The organism is Priestia sp. VA7, from assembly GCF_055710015.1.
Window position 1 is genome coordinate 656,628 of record NZ_JBVQPN010000003.1, and the last position, 25,731, is coordinate 682,358.

28 protein-coding genes and 2 pseudogenes are annotated in these 25,731 nt (G+C 38.2%); 25 read left to right on the forward strand and 5 right to left on the reverse strand.

Annotation, left to right across the window (positions count from 1 at the left end; all coding sequences use genetic code 11):
• Positions 1-5 precede the first annotated feature (5 nt).
• Complete coding sequence (locus AC0C45_RS16165; RefSeq protein ID WP_034651098.1) at positions 6-338, reverse strand: hypothetical protein; 333 nt, start codon at positions 336-338, stop codon at positions 6-8.
• A 479-nt stretch (positions 339-817) separates the two neighbouring features.
• Here AC0C45_RS16165 and AC0C45_RS16170 point away from each other — a divergent pair.
• The 7 genes and pseudogenes from AC0C45_RS16170 to AC0C45_RS16200 all read left to right on the forward strand — a co-directional run bounded on the left by AC0C45_RS16170 (position 818) and on the right by AC0C45_RS16200 (position 7,060).
• Positions 818-1,573 (forward strand): annotated as a pseudogene (locus tag AC0C45_RS16170) (EAL domain-containing protein).
• A 172-nt stretch (positions 1,574-1,745) separates the two neighbouring features.
• Positions 1,746-2,990 carry a YeeE/YedE family protein gene (locus AC0C45_RS16175; protein ID WP_095379425.1) on the forward strand — a complete coding sequence of 415 codons (1,245 nt, stop codon included), beginning with the start codon at positions 1,746-1,748 and terminating at the stop codon, positions 2,988-2,990.
• A 301-nt stretch (positions 2,991-3,291) separates the two neighbouring features.
• The gene (locus tag AC0C45_RS16180; RefSeq protein ID WP_034651106.1) at positions 3,292-4,398 is read left to right on the forward strand and encodes a CapA family protein; all 1,107 of its coding nucleotides are present in this window, start codon (positions 3,292-3,294) and stop codon (positions 4,396-4,398) included.
• 93 nt (positions 4,399-4,491) lie between these two features.
• Positions 4,492-4,677, forward strand: coding sequence for a DUF4083 family protein (locus tag AC0C45_RS16185; protein ID WP_237892450.1), 186 nt, complete (start codon positions 4,492-4,494; stop codon positions 4,675-4,677).
• 100 nt (positions 4,678-4,777) lie between these two features.
• The gene (locus AC0C45_RS16190) at positions 4,778-5,011 is read left to right on the forward strand and encodes a hypothetical protein (RefSeq protein ID WP_034651110.1); all 234 of its coding nucleotides are present in this window, start codon (positions 4,778-4,780) and stop codon (positions 5,009-5,011) included.
• Positions 5,012-5,115: 104 nt separating this feature from the next.
• A complete protein-coding gene (locus AC0C45_RS16195) occupies positions 5,116-5,601 on the forward strand; it encodes a GNAT family N-acetyltransferase (RefSeq protein ID WP_034651113.1) in 486 nt (161 codons plus the stop codon).
• A 127-nt stretch (positions 5,602-5,728) separates the two neighbouring features.
• Entirely contained in the window at positions 5,729-7,060 is a 1,332-nt protein-coding gene (locus tag AC0C45_RS16200) for a TIGR00366 family protein (RefSeq protein ID WP_014459643.1), read from the forward strand.
• A gap of 43 nt (positions 7,061-7,103) precedes the next feature.
• Here AC0C45_RS16200 and AC0C45_RS16205 read toward each other — a convergent pair whose 3' ends face one another.
• Complete coding sequence (locus tag AC0C45_RS16205; RefSeq protein ID WP_047931830.1) at positions 7,104-7,943, reverse strand: SDR family oxidoreductase; 840 nt, start codon at positions 7,941-7,943, stop codon at positions 7,104-7,106.
• Between the two features lie 224 nt (positions 7,944-8,167).
• On the opposite strand from AC0C45_RS16205, the gene AC0C45_RS16210 reads away from it, so the two are divergent.
• The 3 genes from AC0C45_RS16210 to AC0C45_RS16220 all read left to right on the forward strand — a co-directional run bounded on the left by AC0C45_RS16210 (position 8,168) and on the right by AC0C45_RS16220 (position 11,311).
• Positions 8,168-9,130: a carbohydrate ABC transporter permease gene (locus AC0C45_RS16210; RefSeq protein ID WP_016764551.1), complete on the forward strand. Its 963-nt coding sequence runs from the start codon at positions 8,168-8,170 to the stop codon at positions 9,128-9,130.
• Positions 9,130-9,957, forward strand: a complete 828-nt coding sequence (locus AC0C45_RS16215) for a carbohydrate ABC transporter permease (RefSeq protein ID WP_013057493.1) — start codon at positions 9,130-9,132, stop codon at positions 9,955-9,957. The genes AC0C45_RS16210 and AC0C45_RS16215 overlap by 1 nt, the downstream gene beginning before the upstream one ends.
• 70 nt (positions 9,958-10,027) lie before the next feature.
• Positions 10,028-11,311 (forward strand): ABC transporter substrate-binding protein, encoded by a 1,284-nt coding sequence (locus AC0C45_RS16220; protein ID WP_237892449.1) that lies wholly within the window; start codon positions 10,028-10,030, stop codon positions 11,309-11,311.
• Positions 11,312-11,433: 122 nt separating this feature from the next.
• Here AC0C45_RS16220 and AC0C45_RS16225 read toward each other — a convergent pair whose 3' ends face one another.
• On the reverse strand, positions 11,434-11,757 hold the full coding sequence (locus AC0C45_RS16225) for a YnfA family protein (RefSeq protein WP_047931828.1): 324 nt from the start codon (positions 11,755-11,757) through the stop codon (positions 11,434-11,436).
• 311 nt (positions 11,758-12,068) lie between these two features.
• Between AC0C45_RS16225 and AC0C45_RS16230 the strand changes: the two genes are divergently transcribed.
• Complete coding sequence (locus AC0C45_RS16230) at positions 12,069-13,055, forward strand: MBL fold metallo-hydrolase (protein ID WP_047931827.1); 987 nt, start codon at positions 12,069-12,071, stop codon at positions 13,053-13,055.
• A 42-nt stretch (positions 13,056-13,097) separates the two neighbouring features.
• Here the strand turns inward: AC0C45_RS16230 and htpX are convergent, their stop codons facing one another.
• A complete protein-coding gene (gene htpX / locus AC0C45_RS16235) occupies positions 13,098-13,970 on the reverse strand; it encodes a protease HtpX (RefSeq protein ID WP_013057489.1) in 873 nt (290 codons plus the stop codon).
• Between the two features lie 251 nt (positions 13,971-14,221).
• On the opposite strand from htpX, the gene AC0C45_RS16240 reads away from it, so the two are divergent.
• Together AC0C45_RS16240 and AC0C45_RS16245 are read left to right on the forward strand one after the other, a co-directional pair.
• Positions 14,222-14,560, forward strand: coding sequence for a PadR family transcriptional regulator (locus AC0C45_RS16240; protein ID WP_013083614.1), 339 nt, complete (start codon positions 14,222-14,224; stop codon positions 14,558-14,560).
• Positions 14,550-15,227: a DUF1129 family protein gene (locus AC0C45_RS16245; protein ID WP_472928258.1), complete on the forward strand. Its 678-nt coding sequence runs from the start codon at positions 14,550-14,552 to the stop codon at positions 15,225-15,227. Before AC0C45_RS16240 ends, AC0C45_RS16245 begins: the two co-directional genes overlap by 11 nt.
• Before the next feature lie 172 nt (positions 15,228-15,399).
• On the opposite strand, the gene plsY is transcribed toward AC0C45_RS16245, so the two are convergent.
• Positions 15,400-15,987, reverse strand: a complete 588-nt coding sequence (gene plsY / locus AC0C45_RS16250) for a glycerol-3-phosphate 1-O-acyltransferase PlsY (protein WP_016764546.1) — start codon at positions 15,985-15,987, stop codon at positions 15,400-15,402.
• A gap of 651 nt (positions 15,988-16,638) precedes the next feature.
• Here plsY and AC0C45_RS16255 point away from each other — a divergent pair.
• From AC0C45_RS16255 to AC0C45_RS16310, 12 genes and pseudogenes are all read left to right on the forward strand, one after another.
• Positions 16,639-16,827 carry a hypothetical protein gene (locus AC0C45_RS16255; RefSeq protein ID WP_016764545.1) on the forward strand — a complete coding sequence of 63 codons (189 nt, stop codon included), beginning with the start codon at positions 16,639-16,641 and terminating at the stop codon, positions 16,825-16,827.
• A 306-nt stretch (positions 16,828-17,133) separates the two neighbouring features.
• Positions 17,134-17,445 carry a hypothetical protein gene (locus AC0C45_RS16260; protein ID WP_013057484.1) on the forward strand — a complete coding sequence of 104 codons (312 nt, stop codon included), beginning with the start codon at positions 17,134-17,136 and terminating at the stop codon, positions 17,443-17,445.
• 129 nt (positions 17,446-17,574) lie between these two features.
• Positions 17,575-18,314: pseudogene (locus AC0C45_RS16265) on the forward strand (glycoside hydrolase family 25 protein).
• Between the two features lie 33 nt (positions 18,315-18,347).
• On the forward strand, positions 18,348-18,674 hold the full coding sequence (locus AC0C45_RS16270; RefSeq protein ID WP_216875612.1) for a nucleoside triphosphate pyrophosphohydrolase: 327 nt from the start codon (positions 18,348-18,350) through the stop codon (positions 18,672-18,674).
• A 38-nt stretch (positions 18,675-18,712) separates the two neighbouring features.
• Positions 18,713-19,687, forward strand: a complete 975-nt coding sequence (locus AC0C45_RS16275; protein WP_472928259.1) for an HNH endonuclease — start codon at positions 18,713-18,715, stop codon at positions 19,685-19,687.
• Between the two features lie 132 nt (positions 19,688-19,819).
• Entirely contained in the window at positions 19,820-20,770 is a 951-nt protein-coding gene (locus AC0C45_RS16280; protein ID WP_472928260.1) for a sugar-binding transcriptional regulator, read from the forward strand.
• A gap of 5 nt (positions 20,771-20,775) precedes the next feature.
• Complete coding sequence (locus AC0C45_RS16285) at positions 20,776-21,099, forward strand: hypothetical protein (RefSeq protein WP_049165133.1); 324 nt, start codon at positions 20,776-20,778, stop codon at positions 21,097-21,099.
• Positions 21,100-21,281: 182 nt separating this feature from the next.
• Entirely contained in the window at positions 21,282-22,583 is a 1,302-nt protein-coding gene (locus tag AC0C45_RS16290) for a pyrimidine-nucleoside phosphorylase (RefSeq protein WP_016764541.1), read from the forward strand.
• 21 nt (positions 22,584-22,604) lie between these two features.
• Positions 22,605-23,279 carry a deoxyribose-phosphate aldolase gene (deoC, locus tag AC0C45_RS16295; RefSeq protein ID WP_014459662.1) on the forward strand — a complete coding sequence of 225 codons (675 nt, stop codon included), beginning with the start codon at positions 22,605-22,607 and terminating at the stop codon, positions 23,277-23,279.
• Between the two features lie 59 nt (positions 23,280-23,338).
• Positions 23,339-23,737 carry a cytidine deaminase gene (locus AC0C45_RS16300; protein ID WP_013057475.1) on the forward strand — a complete coding sequence of 133 codons (399 nt, stop codon included), beginning with the start codon at positions 23,339-23,341 and terminating at the stop codon, positions 23,735-23,737.
• 19 nt (positions 23,738-23,756) lie between these two features.
• Complete coding sequence (locus AC0C45_RS16305; RefSeq protein ID WP_028412960.1) at positions 23,757-24,938, forward strand: NupC/NupG family nucleoside CNT transporter; 1,182 nt, start codon at positions 23,757-23,759, stop codon at positions 24,936-24,938.
• A 148-nt stretch (positions 24,939-25,086) separates the two neighbouring features.
• Entirely contained in the window at positions 25,087-25,701 is a 615-nt protein-coding gene (locus AC0C45_RS16310; protein WP_098434003.1) for an AmiS/UreI family transporter, read from the forward strand.
• Positions 25,702-25,731: the final 30 nt, after the last annotated feature.

The following is a 25,731-nucleotide window of genomic DNA, read 5'->3' on the forward strand; positions in this document are numbered from 1 at the left end:
TGTACTCAATAATCCATTAGAAAATAAAGAAAAAGAAAAAAGCACAGCACGATGCATCCTGCTCCTACCGTTATTTCGGAAAATCCTTGAATAAACGTACTTTTAGGACTGGCTCCTTCATTTTGCAGCTGAAATACACGTTTTCTTTTGCGCTCATGGATGATTACCAACGAACCAAAAGCAACCGATAATAAGGTGAAGAGTGGTACCGCGATTAAAAACAGCTTAATAGAATACGTCCAGTACGATATGTACAGCATATAATACATTGCTCCGGTACTTAAGGCAAAGAGTATTAGAGAAAATAAAAACCACTTCGTAAAACGGTTTTTGCTCATGCATTGTTCACTTCCTTATATCAAGTTCTTCTATGATCTAGATAATAAAAGCCGTCTACCATTTTACCAAAACTTTTTAGTACGTTCTATTTTAAAGGGAAAATAGGGTTTGCAAATTTCTTGAAAGTGGTATAGTCCCTAGAATTATCCATGTTTACCTACAAAAAACTGATGATAAATGAGGGAGAAGATGAACTATGGGGTGCGACGGGTGTCTGCCAATTAGGACAGGATATACGGTTTCTTTTCAGAAGTCAAACGATGTGAAGAAATTGGAAAAATACTTTAAAGATATTTCTCAAAATCAATGGAAGACTCTTGGAGAAGATATGTTCTGGATGAGGGAAGATATCTTTTGGAGTTTTATGGATTATGTTCATCAGCATCTAGACCCTCGGCATGTGTGGGCTGTAGAAGCCAAGCAGCGGAGCCCGTTTGAAAACCTGGGGGGTATGGAGCCAATCACCGTTTTTCAAAAAATGAAAGATGCCTTGTGGATTGATGAGCTGATTGAAGACAAGCGAATTTGCTCATATTATCAGCCGATTGTATCGATTGATCACGAACGCGTGCATATCGTTGGGCACGAAATTTTATCAAGAGGATTAGAAGAAGACGGAAGTATTATACCGCCTTTTAAAATGTTTGAAGCTGCTCAAATAAGAAATAAAACCTTCGCTCTTGACCGAGCCTGCCGCTTAGAAGCTGTAAAAAATGCTAGTATTATTGATCGTCAGCTGATTTTTATTAACTTTATTCCTACAGCAATATATAATCCCGAGCATTGCTTGGCATCTACATTTGCGTTAATTTAAGAATTGAATATAAAACCCGAGCAAATAGTGTTTGAAGTGATTGAAACGGAGGATGTTCAAGATATTGAGCATTTAAAAAACATTTTGAATTATTATCGTTCCCATGGATTTAAATATGCTTTAGATGACGTAGGGGTTGGTTATAACACGCTGAAGAGGCTTTTAGAAGTGGAGCCTGACGTGGTGAAGTTAGCATTTGAATTCACAAACGGAGTCAGTAAAAATGAGAAACAGAAAAAAGTGGCCCAAGAGATGTTAGCTATCACTCATAAAATGGGGGCGAAGGCTCTTGCGAAAGGGGTAGAGACAGAAGAAGATTTAAAATGCCTGATAGAGATGGGATATGATTTGTTTCAAGGGTATTATTTTGCAAAGCCTCATCCTACTCCGGTAAAAGAGATTCATTCTATTTACGTTTAGCAGCGAAAAGCAGAAGAATAGAAACTTCTGCTTTTCGTATGACTAAAGGTAAGAAAATTTAAAAAATAAACAATTCACTTTCATTTTGCTAAACAGTTTACAGGAGAAGGGAAGTGCTATAAGATGATAAATATTAATTCTTAGTATTTCTATCAGAAAAGGAGTTGATGATGTGGTACAAACGTTGCACTCATCATATAAATCAAAGCCGACTACTGTTGTAACAGAATTAAGCCCTATGCAAAAGCCATTATTTGCAGGAGGGGTTATAGCAGCAGTTATTTTATTTCTTGCGATTGTGCTCACGACTAATTGGACGCAAGGTGTTTTATTTATTATCGGCCTAGCGTTAGGGATGACGCTTCTATACGCACGTTTTGGCTTTACATCAGCATTTCGCCGCCTTGTATCTGTCGGCAATGTTCAAGGCTTGCAAGCGCATATGCTTATGCTTGCAATTGCGTCAACATTGTTTGCTATTATTTTAAGTACAGGCTTTAGCTTTACAGGGGTAACGCCAAAAGGATATGTTTCACCTGTAGGAGTAAGCGTGATAGTTGGTTCGTTTATGTTTGGAATTGGCATGCAGTTAGGAAATGGATGTGCCTCAGGGACGCTGTATTCGTTAGGCGGCGGCTCTTCTTCTATGATTTTAACGCTTTTAGCCTTTATTGTAGGTTCTATGTTTGGGGCGTATCATTTGCCATTTTGGCAAAAGCAACCTTCGCTTCCCCCTATCTCATTAGCTGAATCGACAGGTCTTGGTTATTTTGGAGCTTGGATTATACAGCTTATCGCGTTCGCAGCGATTTACTGGATTACGATTCAAATTGCCAAAAAGAAAAATCCGCCTATGATGAAACAGCTTCCTACTACAAAAGGGTGGACAAAGATTATTCGCGGCTCTTGGCCTCTATTCACAGCAGCGATTGTGCTGGCCGTATTAAATGCATTGACACTTGCTGTAAGAGGAAACCCTTGGGGAATCACTTCTGCTTTTGCATTATGGGGTGGAAAAGCCATGATGGCAGCCGGGATAGATGTATCGAGCTGGGGATTTTTCCAAGGTGCAAATGGAGAAGCGCTAACGCAAAGTGTGCTAGCAGACTCTACCAGCGTGTTAAACTTTGGGATTATACTAGGGGCCTTCATTTCAGCGACGGCGCAAGGGACGTTCAAACCAGGAAAGATTAAGCCCGGAGTTGCGGGAGCAGCTGTTGTTGGCGGCCTTTTAATGGGGTATGGTGCGCGTCTTGCTTTTGGCTGTAACATCGGCGCTTACTTTGGCGGCATTGCTTCATTTAGTCTTCATGGATGGGTATGGATGGTTATGGCAATGCTTGGCACAGGATTAGCACTATTTATCCGACCGATATTTGGACTCAAAAACCCTAAATCTAATGATTCGATTTGTTAAGTTTAGATAAAACCTTCTTTGCATGAGCAAAGGAGGTTTTTTATTTTAGGTGATGTTTGAAAACCTCTATATTTTTGTAAATTCCTTGACGTTTATCAAAGATCATCAGCTTTCTTCATAGCACTTGTATTAAAAAAACCTCTTGTTTTAACTCAAAAAGAAGATTGGAATTTCCTTTTTTTATAAAAATTTCACTTATTTTGCCGATATAACAGGAAGATTGTATGTATTTGGCGAAATGAACATTAAACACCATGTCCAAACACAGTTATTAAAACGTAAAAAGGGGTTTTAACGTTACATGAACAAGTATTTAAAAAAAGCTGTTATTTATGGAAGTTTGTGTTTTTTACTGGGAGCGTGCGGAGGAGCAGGAGAACAAACATCTTCTGAACCGCAGAAAAAAGAAGAAGCTGTAAAATCTAAAGAAAAAGCGACAAAAAAAGAGAAAAAAGAGGGCATTAATACAACCATTAAAATTAGCGCAGCGGGAGATTTTACTTTGGGAAATGATGAAAGTTTCAGCTATGATTCTACTTTTAATGACGTAGCGGCAAGAAATGGCCTTCCGTATTTTACACAAAATGTAAAGTCGATTTTTGAACAAGATGATTTAACAACGGTTAATTTAGAAACGACGCTGACAACTGCGACTGAAAAAGCAAGTAAAACATTTCGTTTTAAAGGTGATCCTTCTTTTGTGAATATTTTAAAACAAGGAAGTATTGAAACCGTTAACTTAGCTAATAATCATACACGTGATTATTTACAGCAAGGATATGATGATACAAGAGAGAATTTAAAAAAAAGCGGAATAGGTTATTTTGGCTATGAAGATACATACGTCACCACGGTAAAAGGAGTCAAAGTAGGGTTGCTTGGATATCCGGGCTGGGATGACACCAAAGAAATAAGAAGCCAGATTAAAGATGGAATTAAGTCTTTAAAAGAAAAAGGAGCTAAAATTATCATTGTACATTTCCACTGGGGGTCTGAACGACACTATGTTCCTGATACAGCGCAGCAAGCATTGGCAAAGTATACAATTGATAACGGAGCAGATTTAATTTTAGGTCATCATCCTCATGTTGTTCAAGGAATTGAAGAGTACAAAAATAAATTTATTGTCTATAGCTTAGGAAACTTTATGTTTGGCGGAAACAAAAATCCAAGTGATAAAGATACATTTGTATTTCAGCAGAAGTTTACGATTAAAGATGGAAAGCTAACGACGAATAAAGACATCAACGTCATTCCATTCCGTATTTCTTCCACAACAGTGCGAAACGACTACCGACCTACGCCTTTAACAGGACCGGAAAAGGACCGGGTAAAAAATAAACTGATTGATGTTTCCAATCAAATCAAACAGGAAAAGTGGACGGTTTACGATGAAGATAGTAAATGAAGCTCTCAGTATTGAGGGCTTTTTTTTATAAAATAAAGCGATATACATCCAAAAAAATGATATAATGTAAAAAAATAGATTAAGGGTGGAACTATGGTTAATACAGGTGATATTATTTTTCAAATTCTTATGCTGCTGATCCTGATAGGAATAGCAGGAGTAATAATTGCATTTATTATAGGCTTAAAAAGGTTGATTCAAAAGCAGGGGGCAAATGAAAAAAGGCTTCAGCGTATGGAGCAAAAATTAGATGATATGCTGAAAAATAAAGAGTCATGACTATACAGAAGCACTGTTAACACATCAGTGCTTCTGAACTTGACATTTTATAAAAAAGCAGTAAGATATGTATACATCGTTTATATAGGGAGGAAGTTACATGGCAAAGTCAAAAGCAAAAAAAATGCGTGATAAAATGACGCGTGAAGGAAAGCGAAATCCAGAATTAAACCGCAGCCTGTTTATATTTGCAGACATGGAAACGCGCAAAACCAAAACAAAGAAGGAAAAACTTCAGCATCAGCAAACAAAACATAAAAAACGATTATCAGACGGAGCGTACAGTACCGGAGATGATCGTTTTTTTATTGCGTTTCATACATCTACAAAATGAAAAAATAGCTTTTTGACTATCCATCTTCACTTTGCCTCAAACATTTTTACTGTAAACTTTCACAAAAAACCCTTATGATAGGAAAAGAAGGAGATGAACTAGGAATGCTTACGATTGAAAAAGTACCTAAAAGCCAAGCGGGCGTTTTGCAAAATTTGTATTCTCTTTATCTCCACGATTTATCTGCGTATACACCTTCTTTAGATATTCGCGAAGATGGAGCTTTCCATTTTGAAGAGCTGCCTCTGTTTTGGAAAGTAGAAGGCCTCTCGCCATACTTTATTAAAGTAGATGATAAGCTGACGGGCTTTTTTTTACTTCTTGAACAGCCCGCACTTCAGCAAGAAGCAGATTACTGCATCAATGATTTTTTTATCTTAAACAAATACCGAGGGCAGGGCATCGCTTCTAAAACGGTAAAAGACATTTTCTCTCATCGAAAAGGAACGTATATGATTATTGAGCTTGCAGGCAATAAGCGGGCTATTTCATTTTGGAAACATATTTATGAAAGCTTACATATTTCCTTTCAAGAAAAGAAAATTGAACTTGACGGAGAGCCAACTCTTATTCAAACGTTTAGTGTGTAAAACCTTTCTGGAAAACAGAAGGGTTTTTTATTTAAACTAAATATTAACAATTTTCAACAAATTATGTATAATTAAAGATGCTTGTCGACATTTATTCACAGGAGTATTCCTGTAAAGGAGGAGTAAAATGAAAGCGTTATCTAATTTCTTTACGGCGCTTGTGCAGCGCTTTTTACCTGATCCGTTTGTATTTGCTTTAATCCTGACGCTAATTTTATTTGTATCAGGTATTGTTTTTACTCCTCACGGGCCGATTGAGATGGTTCAGTTTTGGGGAAGCGGCTTTTGGAACCTTCTGGCATTTGCGATGCAAATGAGCTTAGTGCTTGTCACAGGGCATGCGCTTGCCAGCTCCCCGCTTGTAAAGAAGTGGCTTGTGAACATAGCACTGCTAGCCAAAACTCCGGCGCAAGGGGTAATTCTGGTCACGCTCGGCGCAGCTATGGCCTGTATGATTAACTGGGGGTTTGGCTTAATTGTAGGTGCGCTGTTTGCGAAAGAAGTAGCGAAGCGCGTGCCGGGATCTGATTACCGGTTTTTAATTGCCTGTGCTTACATAGGGTTTTTAACATGGCACGGAGGCTTGTCGGGTTCTATTCCTCTTGTCGCTGCTACACCTGGAAACCCAATGGAAAAAACGGCTGGACTTATTCCGCTGTCAGACACGATTTTTACAGGGTACAACTTATTTATTACCCTCGGGTTATTAATTGTCCTTCCTATTATGACAAGACTGATGATGCCGACGGGAAAAGAAGTGGTAGAAATTGATCCAAGACTGTTGGCGGAAGATGAAATGGCTCCGGCTACAGTTGTTGAGACAACTTCTTCTAAGCCAACATTTGCTGTACGCATGGAGAACAGCAGGTTTTTAAGTCTGACGATAGCGCTTCTTGGGTATTCATATTTAATTTATTATTTTGCTACAAACGGCTTTAAAATGGATATTAACACAGTGAATTTATTGTTTTTTACAACGGGTATTTTACTTCACCGTACGCCTTTATCCTATATGAATGCCGTTTCTAATGCGGCGAAAGGCACCGCTGGGATTGTGATTCAGTTTCCGTTTTATGCAGGTATACAAGGCATGATGGAGCTATCAGGTTTAGGCGGGAAGCTAACGAACGCCTTTATCTCGATTTCAAATGAAACGACATTTCCGTTTCTCGCGTTTTTAAGTTCCGGCGTTGTGAACTTTTTCGTTCCGTCGGGAGGGGGACACTGGGTTGTACAAGGACCTTTTATTATGCCAGCAGCTGAACAGCTCGGCGTAGATCCGGGAGTCGCTGCGATGGCCATTGCTTATGGAGAAGCGTGGATGAATATGGCGCAGCCGTTTTGGGCACTGCCTGCACTAGCCATCGCAGGACTGGGAGCACGAGATATAATGGGCTATTGCGTGACGACGTTAATTGTATCAGGCTTTATTTTTGCTATAGGACTAACGTTTTTCTAATACGAAAAGGTCAGCTGAAAAGCTGACCTTTCTTTATTCTACATTATAAGCCAACTTCGCGTGCACTCCAATTCCAGAATTCTTCTGCAAGCCGTTCATTTTTTGCTCTTGAAGAAGGGGGCGTAACGCGTTTTTTATAAAAGTAAGCGCCGCTAATATGCGTCACTTCAGGGCTGTCTGCTAAATAAATAGCTGTTTCGGCACCTTGAAGAGGTGTTAAAAAGAAAGGGCGAAGCACGGCGTGAACGCTTTTTCCAAAACCCGTTTGACGATTAACGCCGATAGCGGTAGAGACTGCACCGGGGTGTAGGCAATTTACGGTTACAGAAGTATCTTTTAGCTTTTTACTTAAATGGACCGTAAATAAATTATTCGCTAATTTAGACTGAGAGTATCCTCGCCATATTCCGAATCCTGTTGTTAAGTGAGGGTTGGTGAAGTCTATTTTTCCAGCTTTATGAGCACCGGACCCAACGTTTATAATGCGTCCTTGCTGAGATTTTTTCAGCGGATCTAAAAGTAAATTAGTTAACAAAAAGTGACCTAAATGATTGACACCAAGCATCATTTCGAATCCGTCTTGTGTTGTTTCCCGCTTAACTGTTACCACGCCTGCGTTATTAATCAGCACATCAAGTACACTGTAGCGAGACGTAAAGTCTTCACTGAAAGCCCGGATACTGTCAAGAGAACTTAAGTCACAGGTCATAAGGGATATAGAACCCGATCCGCTTTGACGCTTCGCTTCTTCTAAAGCGGCATTTCCTCTTTCTTCATTTCGGCATACCATAATGACTTCGAATCCTTTTTTAGCTAGTTCAATCGTTGTAGCCAGCCCCATTCCAGAATTGGCACCCGTAATTAACGCTCGTTTTGCTGTCATGCGTATGTTCCTCCCAACTACCTCTTTTTTCTAGTGTATAAGATAAGAAGATACGTCGTCCACTTCTAGCTTTTCTTTCATGCATGCTTTAAAAAAATGCGTAAAATGTGCACAGGGAAGAAAACGTTGCACAAAGGTCAATATTTTACACCCTACTCGTCAATTAAAGCGGTTTCATAAATAACTGATTTCGCTAAAATAAGACATAGGGAGGTGCTAGTAAGATGAATAGCCAAAGTAAATTACAGGAGACAGAATATGTTCCTTTAGAGCAAGAACTTAAAAGAGAACCATCCATTAATACAAAAAAACGTAAAAATTTGAAAAATGTAGGTTTATTTGCTCTATTTGTAGGGCCCGCACTTTTAGCGTTTTGTGTGATTGTACTTATACCATTTTTTACAGGGATTTATTACTCATTTACAGACTGGAACGGAGTAAACGGTACGATTAACTGGGTGGGACTTGATAACTTTAAATACTTGTTCACCGAAGATAAGCAGTTTCAGCAATCGTTTTGGGTCACAACAAAATATACGGTCGTTGCGATTATCTTAACGAATGTGGTTGGGTTCGTGTTAGCAATCCTTGTTACTCAAATGTTAAAAACACGAAACATTTTACGTACGGTTTTCTTTATGCCGAATTTAATTGGCGGACTTTTACTAGGATTTGTATGGCAGTTCATTTTTGTAAAAGGATTTGCATCTATCGGACAAATCACGGGAATTTCGCTTTTTGAACTTCCTTGGTTGGGAGACGCAAAAACAGCATTTTGGGGCATCGTGATTGTAAGTGTATGGCAAGGAGCAGGCTATATCATGCTTATTTACACAGCAGCACTGCAAAACGTACCGCAAGAGCTAATTGAAGCAGCAAAAATTGACGGAGCAAGCAGATGGCAAATTCTTCGTCACATTACAATTCCAATGGTAGCACCGGCAGTAACGGTTTGTTTATTCTTAACGATTTCATGGTCATTCAAAGTATTTGATGTCAACTTATCATTAACAAACGGTGGTCCATTCAAATCAACAGAAATGTTAGCGCTTAACATTTATACAGAAGCATTTGTTAATAACAGATACGGTCTAGGTGAAGCAAAAGCCTTAATTTTCTTCATCGTCGTAGCAGCAATTACAATTATTCAAGTAACATACACCAAGAAGAAGGAGGTTGAATCGTGATGGGAAACAAATATACGAGCAAAACCTTTATTGTTGAAATTTTAGCAGTCCTGCTTGGACTAGTGTTCTTGGTTCCATTTTATTACGTGCTTTCAAACTCACTGAAGTCATTTGCAGAAATTTTATCAAACACATCGGCACTGCCGACAACAATTCAGTTTCAAAACTTTGTTAATGCATTCAACCAAATGAATTACTTAAAAGTGCTTAGCAACTCGCTGATCATTACAGTCATTAGTAACGCAGTTCTAGTCATCTTCTGTTCAATGGCAGCTTACATGCTGGTTCGAACAAAGAAAAAAATCAGCAGCATTATCTTTATGGCATTCGTAGCGGCAATGGTTATTCCGTTTCAATCCATCATGATTCCGCTTGTAAAAGTAGCAGGAAACTTAAATCTGTTAAACAGCATCTGGGGTATTGTGATCATGTATTTAGGCTTTGGTTCTGGTATGACGATTTTCTTATACCACGGATTTATTAAAGGAATTCCAGTTGAGCTAGAAGAAGCCGCAATCATCGACGGATGCTCACGTCTAGGCGTATTCTGGAGAATTGTGTTCCCGTTATTAAAACCAATTACAGTAACCGTAGTTATCTTAAACAGCCTATGGATTTGGAATGACTTCTTACTTCCGTCTCTTGTTCTGCAAGATCCTGAGCTAAGAACGATTCCGCTTGCGACATTCTTCTTCTTTGGTCAGTATACAAAGCAGTGGGATTTAGCACTAGCTGCACTTGTAATCAGTATTATCCCGCTATTAATCTTCTTCTTTGCAATGCAAAAACACATTGTTAAAGGAATTACAAGCGGTTCAATTAAATAATAGAAACGGCAACAGGGCTGATTTTGATGCTGAGGCGTCAAAATCAGCAGCAAATAGGGAGGAACGGAAAATGGCATTTAAAATGAAAAAATGGCCTTTAGCAGCAGGCGTTTTATCGGCTACGCTTTTATTTTCAACCGCGTGTTCAAACGAAAGCGCATCGGGTAATAAAAAAAGCGGCGGAGATCAAGTAGTAGTAGATGTATTTCAAGGAAAAGTAGAAATCGCTGATCAGCTAAAAGCTCTAACTGATCAATACACAAAAGAACATCCAAATGTGAAGTTCAATATCCAAACGGTCGGTGGAGGAGCTGACGGTGCAGCAGCTTTAAAAGCGCAGTTTGCGTCGGGTAATGCACCTGACCTTTTCACAAACGGGGGATATCAAGAGGCAAAAACGTGGAAAAATAAATTGGAAGATTTATCCGATCAGCCTTGGATTGATGATGCGTACGAAAACACACTTACACCAATGACGATGGACGGTAAAGTATATGGACAGCCAATCAGTCTTGAAGGCTATGGATTTACATATAACAAAAAACTGTTCAAAAAAGCAGGCATCAAAGAACTCCCAAAAACATATTCAGAATTAGAAGCAGCGGCTAAAAAGCTAAAAGCTGCCGGTATTACGCCATTTTCTATCGGCTACGGCGAGTGGTGGGTGCTTGGAAACCACGGCTTAAATATTCCATTTGCTAGTCAAAAAGATCCGGATGCATTTATTAAAGGGTTAAATGACGGCAGTACGAAAATCGCAGGAAACGAGCAGTTCAAACAGTATGTAAAGCTGCTTGATTTAACGGTAAACTACGGAAACAAAAATCCGTTAACGACGGACTACAACACGCAAGTAACGAAGTTTGCGAACGGTGAAGCAGCGATGATTCAGCAAGGAAACTGGATTCAGCCAATGCTTAATAAAATTACGCCGAACATGGATGTAGGTATTCTACCTATGCCGTTAAGCGATGATGCAGCTGTAGCTGACAAGCTTGCAATCGACGTTCCAAGCAACTGGGTTATTCACAAACAAGCACCAGCGGCAGATAAAAAAGCAGCAAAAGACTTCTTAAACTGGATGGTCACATCTAAAGAAGGCCAAAAAGCGTTAGTAGAAGACTTTAAGTACATTCCAGCTTTTAAATCAATTGAAGCAAAAGACATTGGACCTTTAGGCGAAGAACTTCTTAAATATTCTAAGGATCAAAAAACGCTTCCTTGGGAATGGACAAAATTCCCTGAAGGCGTAACGCAAAAATTTGGAGCGGATGTACAAGAATACATCGGCGGCCAAACATCTGAAGATGAGCTGTTAAAATCATTAGATAAAAGATGGGCTGAGTTGAAGTAATAAAAAAGACAACCTCTGGGTTGTCTTTTTTGTGAGTACATAAACTGGCAATATAGCTGTATTTATCTAAAAAAATAAAAGGCGGCAGAATCTATGTGTTCTGCCGCTTTCTGCGTTATCACTTAACTTCTTGGCCAAAGCATAACGGCTACGCCAATCAGACACACAAGTCCGCCAATCCAATCATATGTATCGGGCATTTTTTTATCAACCCAGCACGCCCAAAACAGGCTTAAAACAATAAAAATACCGCCGTAAGCTGCATATACACGTCCAAAGTCCGGGAACGACTGCCACGTAGCAATGACGCCGTACAGCACCAAAGCAATACCGCCCAGAAGTCCTAACCAGCTTGATGCTCCTTCGCGCTGCCACTGCCAAATCAGATAGCCTCCACCAATTTCAGCAAGACCCGCTAGGATAAAAAGAAAAATCGCTTTAATCATAAACTATGCTCCCTATACCATCATTTCATCTCTTTATTCTATCTTACTTTTTTCGTTTGCTGAACCATTTGTTCGTTTTAAATAAGTACAATGGAAAGCATTCCTTTATCAATTTGTCTTCAAACCTGCTAAACTATTAATAGTATGAGTTTATGTAAAATGTTTGTACGAGTACAAAGAGTCATCTAATTATTGATGCTCAGCGCACTTTTGCAAAAGGTAGAAGTTAGCAGGAATTTGACTATTTAAAAGAATAAAACGTTTAACAGTATAAAGCAGTAAAAAGAATGCAGATATAGGGGTTTGGTAAAATGAGTTTAGATCATAAAGTGATACGCATTGAGCTGCCTACGCCATTTCCAATTGGACCAGTGAATGTGTTTTTATTAAAAGCAGACAAGGTAACGTTAATTGATGCAGGGATGAAAACCAAAGAAGCGTGGAATATTTTTGAAGAGGCGCTTCGTAAAGAAGGATATAAAGTAACAGACATTGAACAAGTGATTCTTACTCATCAGCATCCCGATCACACTGGATTTTTAGAATGGCTACCGAGTGATATACCGGTTTACGGTCATAAGCTTGTGGAGCCTTGGATTTACCAAGATGAAGAGTTTGTTCAGCAGCATAATGAGCTATACCGTAATTTTCTTATGGAGTTTGGAGTCAGTGATGATGTAATGGATACATGGCTTCGTAAAGCAACGGCTGCAATTCAAGTATATTCACCTAAAGGGCAGAAGCTAGCAGGGTATTTGAAAGAAGGAGATACACTTCCCTATGCTAGTGATTGGGAAGTGATTGAAACGCCGGGACACTCCTTGAGTCAGCTGATGTTTTACAATCGAAAAGAAAAAGTCGCGTTTGGAGGAGATCATATTTTGCCAAAAGTGCCGTCAAATCCATACTTAGAACCGACAATCCAAAATCCTAAGCCTACGCCGCTATTGGACTACTTAGCGTCTCTAGAAAAAACATTGAACTATGACATTGATTTGATCTACAGCGGACATGGTGAACCGCTTAGTGACATTCATTCTTTAATTATGGAACGTATTCAAAAGCAGCATAAATGGGCGCTGCGCGTGTTACAAGCGATGGGGGAAGGAAAGAAAACAACGCTTGAAGTCAGCGCAGCTTTTTTCCCGGATATGTATCAAAAAGCACCGGACTTCATTTTCTCGGAAGTGTACGGCCAGCTTACGTATTTAGAGAAAGAAGGATACGTTGAATTAACAAAAAATGAAGAAGGCGTCTTGCTGTGGGAAACTACACGTGTGCTTGCTCCTCAGTCATAACATAAAAAAACCAGCTTCTTTAAAGAAGCTGGTTTTGTGTGCTTATAGTGAATGCAAGCGCTCAATGCGTTTTTCGAGCGGCGGGTGAGTAGAAAATAAGCGTGAGAATTTTTCTTTGCCGCTAATTTTAAAAGCAGCAATGGATTTTTGACGGTCATCTACTAATGAAGTAGTATGACGAAGCGATTCTAACGCATAAATCATTTTTTCTTTACCACCGAGTTTAGCTGCAAGCTCATCGGCTTTGAATTCACGTCTTCTTGAATGCCAGAAGATAATTGGGCTGCTTAAGATACTAAAGAGAATCTCAAATACAATCGATGTAAGGAAATAAACAACCATCGCAAACTCTTCTCGCACAAAGTTTGACACCGCTTTGGCTACTAAACGAGAGAAGAAAATAACAAATGTATTTAATACTCCTTGCAGAAGCGTAGTTGTGACCATATCACCGCTTTTAATATGCGCTATTTCGTGAGCGATAACGCCGCTGATCGCATCGCGGTCCATTCGTTCGAGCATTCCGCTTGAAACGGCAACAAGCGAGCGTCTTTTACTTGGCCCAGTTGCAAAAGCGTTAACTTCCGCTGAATGATAAATTCCGACCTGAGGCATTTTTCTTAATCCTGCAACAGATGCAAGTCGGTGCGTTTCTTCTAGAACAAACCGTTCGTATTCACCTTGAGGGGAACGTTCATCAATAACTTGAACACCCATCATCCACTTTGCCATCACGCGTGACATCATAAGAGAAATAATCGCGCCGCTGAAGCCGGCAATTACGCTAAATGCCAGCAGGCCGCCGTAACCGCTGCTTCCCATATAGCTTTGAACACCTAATAAAGATGTAATCGTTGTGATTGTAATTAATACTAAAATATTAACGAAAATAAACAGTGAAATTCGTTTTAGCACAAGTCTTCCTCCTTTAACTAATACGTGCATGATAGGTATACGGTTAGTAGAGAGGAAAGGTTTCATTTATTTATTCAAATTTACTAAAAAGATTACTATGTTAAGTGGTTTAATAAAAAAAGTAAATAAATGGTTGAATATTTACCATAAATAGGTTATTATGAGTGATATAAAGCTATCTTGTCTTGCAAGGTAGCTTTATTTTAAAAATGTATCTTGTATAACAAGATAGTGAAAAGGAAGAAATCGATATGTCTTTGAGAAGTCAATTGTTAAAAGGAATTTTAGAAGGGTGTATCTTATCAATCATTCAAAAAGAAACGGTTTATGGCTATGAGCTATCTCAGAAGCTTCAACAATATGGATTAAATGATGTGAGTGAAGGTTCGATTTACCCAATTTTACTACGTCTTCAAAAGGAGGGATTAATAAAGGGAGAAATGAAAGCATCGCCTTCGGGTCCTAAACGAAAGTACTATCATCTTACGGCATCTGGTGAGAGCGCATTATGTGAAATCCAAGAGGAATGGATCAACATTCAAAACCCTGTAGATAAATTGTTGAATAGGAGTTTTTACGATGAACGCTAAGGAATTAATTCAATTAAATAATAAGAAGCGAAAAGAGCTGACCAAGGAAAATGAAGAGTACTATGATAATATGCTTGTTTACATTCGAACGAGTGTGTCAGTTTCTGAACAGCAGGCTGAAGAGTTATTGATGGAGCTTTTAGATCACCTTATTGACGCACAAGCGGAAGGGAAGCGTGCTGAAGAGGTGTTTGGAGAGAATCTTAAGACGTACTGTGATGAAATGATTAAACAGTTACCTAAAGAACCCTTAAAAAGCACTGCTTTTTTTATAAGCTTTTTATTGTTACAGCTAGCAAGCTTGATGGCTATAGTAAGCGGGATAGGAAATATCGTTGTACATTATGTTAAGGATAGCAGCCAGACTGTTTATATCGGAACAGCAATCGTCACCTTTGTTATTGTTGTAGCTATTATTTCTCTTGATGTTTTTCTGCTTTTAAAATGGATACAAAAATCTGTTTACAAAATTTCGAATAAGATTAAGGACTTTTTTCTACTCTTTGTCTTAATTTTTATTTCTCTTGCCGGGATGGTTTTTTTACCAAAGCTTATTCCACCTTTTGGGTATGTAATAGAAGTTGGAGGTTTCTTATATCTAGCTGCTGGTGCCGTAACACTCATCGTTTTAAGGTGGTTAAATAGTAAATATCAAATTACAAAATGAGATATAGGAAGCAGCGAAATGTATTGTTTAGGCTATAACCAAGAGCATTTTTAAAGAAACTTCATAATTTACGTCTATCTTGGGACAAGACGTACTAAAATAATTAAAAAGGTGTTCAACTCATGAACACCTTTTTGGTCACACCATTTAAAGATTACTAACTTTAGTACGTTTAAAAATTAACCTTAGGTTCTGTACCTAATTTAATACGTTTGAAGTTTTTAATATGCTTCCATGTAATGAAAACAAAAATAATGGCTGCAAATACCATTAAAACTACATCACCTACATAAATTGATGTTAAAAAGGCAACCAATGCGCCAATAGGTGAAGATAAGGATACGTATTTAGAAATTTTGAGAGAAATTAAAAAAGCAAGAATTCCTAGAATGAAAGCTAATGGTGAAAATGCAAGGAATGCACCAGCCGCAGTCGCTACAGATTTTCCTCCTTTAAACCTTGCAAAAACAGGATAGCTATGTCCAAGAATAGCAATAAATCCAGGGACAAGCATATGCAAGTGACTATTCATCATAAGCGGTAAACAGACAGCTAGCGAGCCTTTTGCTATATCGCCGATTAACACTATAATACCTGCTTTCTTTCCTAAAGTGCGAAAGGTATTAGTGGCTCCTAAGTTACCGCTTCCGTGCTTGCGAACATCGGTTTTGTAAAAGCCCTTTCCAATCACTAGAGCAAAAGGAATTGACCCAATTAAATAAGCTAATAAGATAATTATAGCGTTTGTTAATACGTTCATTGTGGGCACCTCAAATTGTGTTGTTATTATTCATTTTATAGCAAGATATCAAGAGTAAAGTTTATTTTGTTTCTGAACACTTCTATCAGTATGGATTGCTTCCCAGCGAGTAAATTGCGGCTTCTTAAATAGTGGAAGGTAGCCTTTTATCTCTCTACAAAAGATAAACGCGGTAAAAGCAGTCTTTTGTATGGGTAGAGGGTGCTAGCTGTTTCGGTAGAGCATTTGTAAATTCAACTATATTTTTAGCGGAATAGCTTCATGACTTTATGTTAAGATATTTTTGGATTTTCAAGCCTTCCTACGTATTAGGATGAATCCATATGTCCATTATAAATATGTAAAAAAAGAAAAGAGGATAGGCGGAAAGGCCAAAATAAAAAAACTTGCTACAACAACAGCAAAGTTTTTTGTGCATCAGCCGTTCTGATTTTTTCTGCAAAAATAAAAACTTGTAATACAATTTTTAAAATATAACATAAATGTTTAAGGATTAAAAGATATTTTGGGTATATTGTAGTAGAAAAAAGCGTTTTGATCATTTTTTTATGAAAAATAAGACAAAAAAATTAACAAATCAAAAAAAATATAATAAAATGTAAAACAGTGTTTCGAAATATTAACTTCTTAAAGTTGAAAGGGGTTCTGCACTTGTTGTGGACAGATATCAAAGAACGAGAAGTAGTTATGTACAAAAACTGCCAGGCAAAAATTTTAGAAAAAAAAGGGCCGAATAAAATAGTCGTTCGAAATCTAGAATTCCCGGAAAAAGGCGATTGGATATCAGCCGAGCTTGATTTTGAAGCTGTTGAAAAATTTGAGAAGAGTCGAGAACACTAATACGACAAACATTTTATAATACTTCTATTTGTTATATAAGAAAAAGCCGAGCTTACATTTTGAGTTCGGCTTTTTTGTTTATGTTTAATTCGTTCTCTTTCCGAAGAGCTCCTCGTTATTACATGTAAAACAACGCCTTTTCCTCTCATTCATTTTCCACTATTACACTAGTCCCGTATAAAAACGTATCTTTATACGGGACTATCGATTTATTTTTAGTACACGTATTTTTGCCACTTTTTTCATATACAAACGTTCAGAAACAAAACCTCTTTGCATACATTGAAGACAAAGGGGGAGGATACAATGGGAAAAGCAAGTCGTATATTGAAATGGGTCAGCGGAGGATTGGAGGCGCTTTGGGGGATCCCACTTCTAGGTGGCACCTTGGTTATAAGCCTAGCCTACACGCCGCTTATTCTAATGCTCGCATTGCATATCGTAGGTTTAGTATTTGCCATTAAAACAAACAAAGTTCGGACAGGGCATATTATGGGAATTGTCTGTTCCGCTATTGCGTGGATTCCTGTGGTCGGCATGATCATGCACATTTTAACGGCTATTTTCTTACTTATAGAAGCAGCCAAAGATAATGAACCATCTGAAGACGCAGCATAAAAGAAGAGCCGCCTGATTTTTAGGTGGTTTTTTATATTTCCAAATAAAGACTTGTAGGCTCTTTTGCTTTGGAAAATCCTTTTTATGTTAGAATATTAGAAGTATTTTCTAAAAAAGAGGGTAAACACAATAGATAAAGCAAATCAAAAGAACAAAAGATTTCTTGCCGTAGGAGTTATATTAGTCGTTCTTGTAAGCTTTATATTTTTACTATGGAGTAAAGGCTGGGTAATTCCTAATGCGTAAGTGCCAACCGCTATGATGTAAAAGGTGTAGACCTATCTTCTTATCAAGGGGAGATTAATTGGAATGTGCTGAGTAAACAAGATATTCAGTTTGCTTTTATTAAAGCAACGGAAGGAAGTTCATTTCAAGATCCTTTATTTAAACAAAACTGGGAACAAGCAAATCGCAAAACCATGCGGATCGGAGCTTATCACTTCTTTAGTTATGATAGCAAAGGTTCCACACAAGCGGCTAATTTTATCAAAGCAGTCTCTCTTAAAAATAACGATTTGCCTCCAGTGATTGATGTAGAATTTTACGGAGATAAAAAACAAAACCTTCCGTCTCAGAAACATGTATACAAGGAGCTTTCTAGCATGATTAAACGTCTTGAATCTCATTATGACAAGCGCGTCATTCTTTATACGACGCCTAAAGCGTATGACTTGTATATTAAAAACAGATATCCTGAGTGTGATATTTGGATTCGCGATGTTGTGAAAAAGCCTACTCTTGAAGAGCAGAAGAAATGGACGTTTTGGCAGTATACGAATAAAGGGCGGTTAAGCGGCTATAAAGGTAAAGAAACGTTTATTGATTTAAATGTGTTTAACGGAAATCAAGCAGAATTTGAAAGATACTAGTTTACTAGAAAGGTAAGAGATGGAGGAAAAATAATGCCTACTTATAACAAGCTAGTGCGAGATAAAATTCCTACGATTATTGAACAAAGCGGAAAAACCTTCAAATCACGCGTGCTGCAGCGAGAGGAATATCAACATGAGCTGACGAAAAAGGCAAAAGAAGAACTTCAAGAGTACATAGAAGCCCCAACGCATCAAGAGGCAATTGAAGAGCTTGCAGATTTACTAGAAGTTATGCACGCGCTAGCAGCTGTGCACGGGGCCACGCCAGAACAACTTGAGAAAGTGCGTGAGGAGAAGGCCAAGGAGCGCGGGAAGTTTGATGATCGGGTTTATTTAGTGGAAACAGAAGAAGCGTAGTTTGGTGGTGCAATAGTGGGAGGAGCGAGCGGTGGCAGGTGAGTTTTAATTTAAAAGTAGGAGAAATAAAAAAAGCTTATTTAACAGAACAAGAAATTTGGAAGATCATTAATCAATTTTTTGCTAATGGTCACTTTACCACAACGTATAGATATGGATTAATGAAAGCTTTAATTGAAAACCTATATAACGTTGACAATCGGTTAGTACTCACGTTTGATCAAGTATATTTTTCATTTGCTAAAATATATTGGAATTTGGTTATTCATCATGATTTAAATCAATTAAATACACCCAATAGACAATCTGGAATTCAAAAAGAGTTAAAGGAATTTCAGTTAATGCATGGTGTCCCCAATAAAGTAGTATTTGATCGTTTACCAAGTAATTTTCAATTGCAGTTAGTAGAAAGAACTAAAAAAGTGGGGGCAAGGTATGTAGTAGGGGCGTTATACGGAGATATGGAAGCTTCTATTTATGAGTTTGACAAAAGAACAGAATACATAAAGTTTAATAGCAGTATCTATATTTTTTTACAAAAATATAGACAAATTGTTACTCATTTAATCAATTATCATTTGGCGAAATTTTTAGAAAAGCATAATGACAAAAATAAGTTAGAAGATGTCTTGTTGAAAGTAGAAAATATTTCAAAACGCGAATCGCTGCATGCATTCTATAACATACTTTGGAAATATGAAACAAAAGAATGTTTTTATTGTGGGAAAGTTCTTTCTGATAAACGCATCGCTACTCATGTAGATCATTTTATTCCATGGAGTTATATCCAATCAGATAATATGTGGAATTTGGTGTTAAGCTGTCAAAGTTGCAACACAAAAAAGAGCAATAAACTTGCTAAGAGCTTATACCTTGAGAAGATGTTTGTTCGTAATGAGAATCTTAAATTAACAGCAGTTCACAATGATTTTAACTATTATTCGGAGCGTAAGTTAGAAGCTCTTTATGAGTATGCTGGAATGAATGGATACGTAGAAAACTGGTCTCCATAGCCCCGAGTATTTCTCTTTTCATCTCAGTTACAAAATCCCCTCTTGAAATTTTGTTCACCAAACAAGTAAACTAAAGACATAAGTTTGGTAAAATTGGGATAAGAAATTCATGAGGTAAGGGAGAACAAGTCGATGGAGATGGATCAAGAGAAATTTAATAAAGTGATTGAAGCGGCAAGGATGTATTATATTCTTGATTATAATCAAAGTGAAATTGCAAAAAAGCTTGGTGTATCAAGGCCTACGGTTTCTCGATTGCTGCAAACAGCAAAAGAAGAAGGCATTGTTCAAATTAAAATTGTGGATTCATCTATCAATAGTGAAAAGTTGTCTTCTCAGCTTGAACAAAAATTCAATTTAAAAAAAGCAATCGTCACCCCGGTGCCTCAATATGAAAATCACATTATTAAAAGTCATCTAGGCGTGGCAGCAGCTGACTATCTCTATGACATCGTAAAAGATGGAGACATTATTGGGGTGACGTGGGGAACAACTCTTTATCAGGTGGCCATCGATTTAAAACAAAAGTATGTGAATGACGTGCAGGTTGTGCAGTTAAAAGGCGGAGTAAGCCATTCGGAAACGAGCACGTACGCTTCTGAAATTATGTACTTATTTGGAAAGGCATACAATACGCCTCCTATGAATCTTCCGTTGCCTGTAATTGTCGATCACGTGGTAGTCAAAAAAGCAATGGAAACGGATCGTCATATTAAGCGCATTTTAGATTTAGGCAAACAAGCCAATATTGCCGTCTTTACTACGGGGCCCATTAAAACCGATTCGCTGCTTTTTCAGCTTGGCTACTTTTCCGAACAAGATGTAGAGAGGATTTCCTCGCGAGCGGTAGGAGACATTTGTTCACGTTTTTTTGATAAAGATGGACACATTTGCAATGAAAGCCTGGATGAACGGACGCTTGGACTTGATTTGGACGAACTAAAGAAGAAAGAGTACGCCATTTTAGTAGCGGGCGGGGATCAGAAAATTGACAGCATTTACGGAGCGCTGCAAGGGAAATTTGCAAATGTGCTCGTTACTGATCAGTTCACGGCGCGCTTTTTGTTAGATAAACAAGAGTAAAGGAGATGAAGACGCTGTTTTTTCAAGAGCAAAAGCTTCATCGGATTGAAATAGTAGAAGATATTGTATCTTATTCGGCGTCATCTCTGCAGGCACAGCGAAACCGGTATCCTTTTCAAGGGGACGTTTCAAAAGACGGAGTGATTGCCAAAGGAACCACGGGCTATATCATTAAACGGTGGGGAAGAATGTATTTTTCTCCTGATGCTAATCAAAAAGGAATTGAACAATTTACACCCCCTGATCAGCCATATGTATTAATTCCTTATAAAAAGGTAAAGAATAAGTACAGAATCGTATTGTCATTTGTGATAAAAGCTGAAAAATAAGGGAAGACTTCCGAGTGCGGAAGTCTTTTTTTATTCACTAAAACAAACGCTATAAATATTTTTGAACAAATGTAAATATATCTGTTTACAATTGTTCAAAGCTATTATATAGTAAGGGTGTAAGTTGTTGAAAACGTTTTAGTGGATGCACAATATGCAGATACTTTTAGGGGGAAAACGTCATGAGAATGGTTGACTTAATTGAAAAAAAACGTAATGGACATGAATTAAATAAAGCTGAAATCGATTTTATTATCGAAGGTTATACAAAAGGGGATTTACCTGATTATCAGCTATCGGCATTTGCGATGGCGATTTACTTTCAAGGAATGACGCAGGAAGAACGCGTAAATTTAACGCAAGCAATGGTTGAATCAGGCGATCAAATTGACTTATCAAAAATTGAAGGTATTAAAGTAGACAAACACAGCACAGGCGGCGTAGGTGATACAACAACACTTGTATTAGGACCTTTAGTAGCTGCGGTTGATGTACCGGTTGCCAAAATGTCTGGCCGCGGCTTAGGACACACTGGCGGTACGATTGATAAACTAGAAGCAGTGCCTGGCTTCCACGTTGAAATTACAAACGAAGAATTCATTCGTTTAGTAAATACAAATAAAATTGCCGTTATCGGTCAAAGCGGAGACTTAACGCCAGCGGATAAAAAACTTTATGCGCTTCGTGATGTAACAGCAACGGTTGATTCGATACCGTTAATTGCAAGCTCAATTATGAGTAAGAAAATTGCAGCTGGAGCAGATGCCATTTGCTTGGACGTAAAAACGGGGAACGGCGCGTTTATGAAAAAGCTTGAAGATGCTGAAGAATTAGCAAAAGCAATGGTTGAAATCGGAAAAGGCGTAGGCCGAAACACAAAAGCAATCATCTCAGATATGAGCCAGCCTCTAGGTTTTGCGGTTGGTAATGCGCTTGAAGTGAAAGAAGCAATCGACACGTTAAAAGGCGAAGGCCCTGAAGATTTAACGGAGCTTTGCTTAACATTAGGAAGTCATATGGTTGTACTTGCTGAAAAAGCAAGCAGCTTAGACGAAGCGCGTGCAATGCTTCAAGAAGTAATTAAGAACGGAAAAGCATTAGAATCATTTAAAACATTCTTAAGCGCACAGGGCGGAGACGCTTCTGTGGCAGACGATCCGTCTAAATTACCGGATGCAGCGCACAAAATTGAAGTGCCAGCAAAAGAAGATGGCTACATTTCAGAAATCGTTGCAGAAAAAATTGGCGTAGCAGCAATGAAGCTAGGTGCAGGACGTGCAACAAAAGAATCTGAAATCGACTTAGCAGTTGGTATCATGCTTAATAAAAAAGTTGGAGACCAAGTGAAAAAAGGCGATTCTCTTGTTACAATCCACAGCAACAGCGAAGATGTACAAGAAGTGATGGATATCGTTTATGATTCTTACAGCACGGTCGCTGAAAAAGTAGAAGCTCCAACGTTAATTTATAAAGAAATTCATTAAGAGACAGAGAGGAAGAACAAAATGAGTCAAAACATTACGGGTATTATTGATCATACATTATTAAAAGCAGATGCAACAGAAGAGCAAGTTACGGTTTTAGCACAAGAAGCAAAAGAATATTCATTCGCTTCAGTTTGCGTAAATCCAACGTGGGTAAAAAAAGCAGCTGAGTTATTAAAAGATGCTCCAGAAGTAAAAGTGTGTACGGTAATCGGTTTCCCTCTTGGAGCTACGACTTCAGCAGTAAAAGCATTCGAAACAACAAATGCAATCGAAAACGGTGCAGATGAAGTAGATATGGTGATCAACATCGGCGCATTAAAAGATAAAAACTATGACTTAGTGCAAAGCGACATTCAAGCAGTAGTAGATGCTGCAAAAGGAAAAGCGCTAGTAAAAGTAATTATTGAAACAGCTCTTTTAACTGACGAAGAAAAAGCAAAAGTTTCTGAGCTAGCTGTAAAAGCTGGAGCTGATTTTGTTAAAACGTCAACGGGCTTCTCAACAGGAGGCGCAACGGTAGAAGACGTAGCGCTTATGAGAAAAACGGTTGGACCGGATGTAGGTGTAAAAGCTTCTGGCGGCGTTCGCGGCTTAGAAGATGCAAAAGCAATGATTGAAGCAGGTGCAACACGTATTGGTGCAAGCTCTGGCGTATCAATTGCAAAAGGTCAATTAAGCAACTCTGATTATTAATAAATGACAGCAGGTTAGTACTAGCTAACCTGCTGTAAACTAAGCAAAGGATGATGACGGTGGAGCCAAAACAATTAATAGATGAAGCAATCGCAGCAAGCAAACAAGCACATGTACCGTATTCTCACTTCCATGTTGGTGCAGCTCTTTTAACAACCGATGGGAAGATTTATCGTGGATGCAATATTGAAAACGCTTCCTATGGATTGACGAACTGTGCTGAGCGAACGGCTATTTTTAAAGCTGTTTCAGAAGGGGACAAGCAGTTTTCAGCTATTGCAGTTGTAGGAGATACGGACGGCCCAATTTCTCCTTGCGGCGCATGCAGACAAGTATTAGCTGAGTTCTGTGATGATCACACACAAATTATCTTAGCAAACCTAAAAGGAGATTTTGTGATTACAAACATTAACGAAATCTTACCAGGCTATTTTTCATCAAAAGACTTACAAAAATAAGTAAGCAGTGGAGGATACTATGAAATATTTAATTGGCATCTTAGGATTACTCGTTGTCTTTGGATTAGCGTATCTTGCAAGTAATAACCGTAAAGAAATCAAATATAGACCAATCGTTATTATGGTTGTGATTCAGCTTCTTTTATCAGCTTTACTTCTAAACACGAAGTTTGGCTTGATTATTATTAATGCGATTGCCAGCGTTTTTGGAAAGCTGCTTTCATACGCAAATGAAGGCGTAGAGTTCGTATTTGGCGGAATCGCGAATAAAGGATCAATGCCGTTTTTCTTAAACGTGCTGCTTCCTATCGTTTTTATCTCTGTCTTGATTGGGATTTTACAGCACTTTAAAATCCTTCCGTTCATTATGAAATGGATTGGCTTAGTTCTCAGCAAGATTAACGGAATGGGAAAATTAGAGTCTTATAACGCAGTAGCTTCTGCTATTGTAGGTCAGTCAGAAGTATTTATTACCGTTAAAAAGCAACTAGACAAACTGCCGCCAAATCGTTTATATACGCTTTGTGCATCAGCTATGTCGACGGTTTCAATGTCTATTGTCGGTGCTTATATGACAATGATTGAACCAAAATATGTAGTAACAGCGATCGTTATTAACTTATTTGGCGGATTTATTATTTCTTCTATTATTAACCCTTACACAGTAACGGATCAAGAAGATATTTTAGAAGTACAAACTGGTCATAAACAAACGTTCTTCGAAATGCTTGGCGAATACATTATGGATGGATTTAAAGTAGCGATTATCGTAGGTGCGATGCTAATTGGTTTCGTTGCGCTGATGGCTGCGATTGATAACGTGTTTGAAATGTTATTTGGTCTATCGTTCCAGCATCTGCTTGGCTATGTGTTTGCACCGTTTGCATTCATCATGGGTGTTCCTGCTTCAGAAGTTGTGGCAGCGGGTGGAATTATGGCAACAAAACTCGTAACAAATGAATTTGTGGCAATGATGAGCCTGTCGGATATGGCTTCAACATTCAGTGCTAAAACGCTTGGAATTGTATCTGTATTCTTAGTATCATTTGCTAACTTCTCATCAATTGGAATCGTGTCAGGAGCTGTTAAAGGCTTAAGCGAAAAGCAAGGAAATACAGTAGCGCGCTTTGGTCTTCGTTTACTGTACGGAGCTACGCTTGTAAGCGTACTGTCAGCAATTGTTGTCAGCTTTATTTTATAAGTGTAATAGAAACAGAAAGAAAAGCAGTTTCCTTTTTAAAAGGAATTGCTTTTTCTTTTTTACATGTAAACCACAACTCCGTACATCCTAAAGAAAAACATAGACGCAGAGGAGGACAAGAAAAGCTAGGGGCTTTTCTTACTGAAAAATGGATCAAATTGGACTGTTGCTGTCAGGAGCAGCTTTATTTTTAAACGGACTGATGCTGCTTGGAAAAGCAGATGAAAAAAACGTAGGCGTATTTAACTTATTTGTTGGAGCTTTTCAAGTTATTGTTCCGTTTTATTTAATTATTACGTCAGATCAAAGCAACTGGATTTTGTATGAAAGAACGGCGATTTTTTTATTTGGCCTTACGTATTTGTATGTAGGGGTGACGGTATTAAAAGGAATGCAGGGAACAGGACTTGGCTATTACTCTCTTTGGGTATCGATTATCGCTTTAGTGTACGTGACCGTTTCTCTTGTTCATTATCATGACGTAATTAACGCTATTACATGGATTCTTTGGTCGTTTTTATGGCTTTTATTTTATGTGCTTAATACGAGCAAAAAAGATGTATCTGCATATGTGGGGAAAGTAGCGATTGTCCAGTCGTGGGTGACGTTAACGATTCCAGCGCTGTTTTCACTAACAGGCGTATGGGGAAATAAGGATATGTACAATATGTGGGGAATCGTGCTGGTAGCTTCCATCATTTATTTTGTATATCTAGGGTATCGACTATTCTTTTCTCAGCCGCAAAAAATGATTTTAAAATAAGTATTTACAAAAAATAGATAATAATGGTAA

Excerpts from the sequence above, each read along its gene's own strand:
- AC0C45_RS16305 (WP_028412960.1), top strand. The coding sequence starts at position 23,757 with ATGAAATATTTAATTGGCATCTTAGGATTACTCGTTGTCTTTGGATTA.
- AC0C45_RS16260 (WP_013057484.1), top strand. The coding sequence starts at position 17,134 with ATGGGAAAAGCAAGTCGTATATTGAAATGGGTCAGCGGAGGATTGGAG.
- AC0C45_RS16290 (WP_016764541.1), top strand. The coding sequence starts at position 21,282 with ATGAGAATGGTTGACTTAATTGAAAAAAAACGTAATGGACATGAATTA.
- AC0C45_RS16230 (WP_047931827.1), top strand. The coding sequence starts at position 12,069 with ATGAGTTTAGATCATAAAGTGATACGCATTGAGCTGCCTACGCCATTT.
- AC0C45_RS16190 (WP_034651110.1), top strand. The coding sequence starts at position 4,778 with ATGGCAAAGTCAAAAGCAAAAAAAATGCGTGATAAAATGACGCGTGAA.
- AC0C45_RS16240 (WP_013083614.1), top strand. The coding sequence starts at position 14,222 with ATGTCTTTGAGAAGTCAATTGTTAAAAGGAATTTTAGAAGGGTGTATC.
- plsY (WP_016764546.1), bottom strand. The coding sequence starts at position 15,987 with ATGAACGTATTAACAAACGCTATAATTATCTTATTAGCTTATTTAATT.
- AC0C45_RS16310 (WP_098434003.1), top strand. The coding sequence starts at position 25,087 with ATGGATCAAATTGGACTGTTGCTGTCAGGAGCAGCTTTATTTTTAAAC.
- AC0C45_RS16180 (WP_034651106.1), top strand. The coding sequence starts at position 3,292 with ATGAACAAGTATTTAAAAAAAGCTGTTATTTATGGAAGTTTGTGTTTT.
- AC0C45_RS16245 (WP_472928258.1), top strand. The coding sequence starts at position 14,550 with ATGAACGCTAAGGAATTAATTCAATTAAATAATAAGAAGCGAAAAGAG.
- AC0C45_RS16200 (WP_014459643.1), top strand. The coding sequence starts at position 5,729 with ATGAAAGCGTTATCTAATTTCTTTACGGCGCTTGTGCAGCGCTTTTTA.
- AC0C45_RS16215 (WP_013057493.1), top strand. The coding sequence starts at position 9,130 with ATGGGAAACAAATATACGAGCAAAACCTTTATTGTTGAAATTTTAGCA.
- AC0C45_RS16285 (WP_049165133.1), top strand. The coding sequence starts at position 20,776 with ATGAAGACGCTGTTTTTTCAAGAGCAAAAGCTTCATCGGATTGAAATA.
- AC0C45_RS16195 (WP_034651113.1), top strand. The coding sequence starts at position 5,116 with ATGCTTACGATTGAAAAAGTACCTAAAAGCCAAGCGGGCGTTTTGCAA.
- AC0C45_RS16185 (WP_237892450.1), top strand. The coding sequence starts at position 4,492 with ATGGTTAATACAGGTGATATTATTTTTCAAATTCTTATGCTGCTGATC.
- AC0C45_RS16165 (WP_034651098.1), bottom strand. The coding sequence starts at position 338 with ATGAGCAAAAACCGTTTTACGAAGTGGTTTTTATTTTCTCTAATACTC.
- AC0C45_RS16220 (WP_237892449.1), top strand. The coding sequence starts at position 10,028 with ATGGCATTTAAAATGAAAAAATGGCCTTTAGCAGCAGGCGTTTTATCG.
- AC0C45_RS16225 (WP_047931828.1), bottom strand. The coding sequence starts at position 11,757 with ATGATTAAAGCGATTTTTCTTTTTATCCTAGCGGGTCTTGCTGAAATT.
- deoC (WP_014459662.1), top strand. The coding sequence starts at position 22,605 with ATGAGTCAAAACATTACGGGTATTATTGATCATACATTATTAAAAGCA.
- AC0C45_RS16210 (WP_016764551.1), top strand. The coding sequence starts at position 8,168 with ATGAATAGCCAAAGTAAATTACAGGAGACAGAATATGTTCCTTTAGAG.
- AC0C45_RS16205 (WP_047931830.1), bottom strand. The coding sequence starts at position 7,943 with ATGACAGCAAAACGAGCGTTAATTACGGGTGCCAATTCTGGAATGGGG.
- AC0C45_RS16280 (WP_472928260.1), top strand. The coding sequence starts at position 19,820 with ATGGAGATGGATCAAGAGAAATTTAATAAAGTGATTGAAGCGGCAAGG.
- AC0C45_RS16270 (WP_216875612.1), top strand. The coding sequence starts at position 18,348 with ATGCCTACTTATAACAAGCTAGTGCGAGATAAAATTCCTACGATTATT.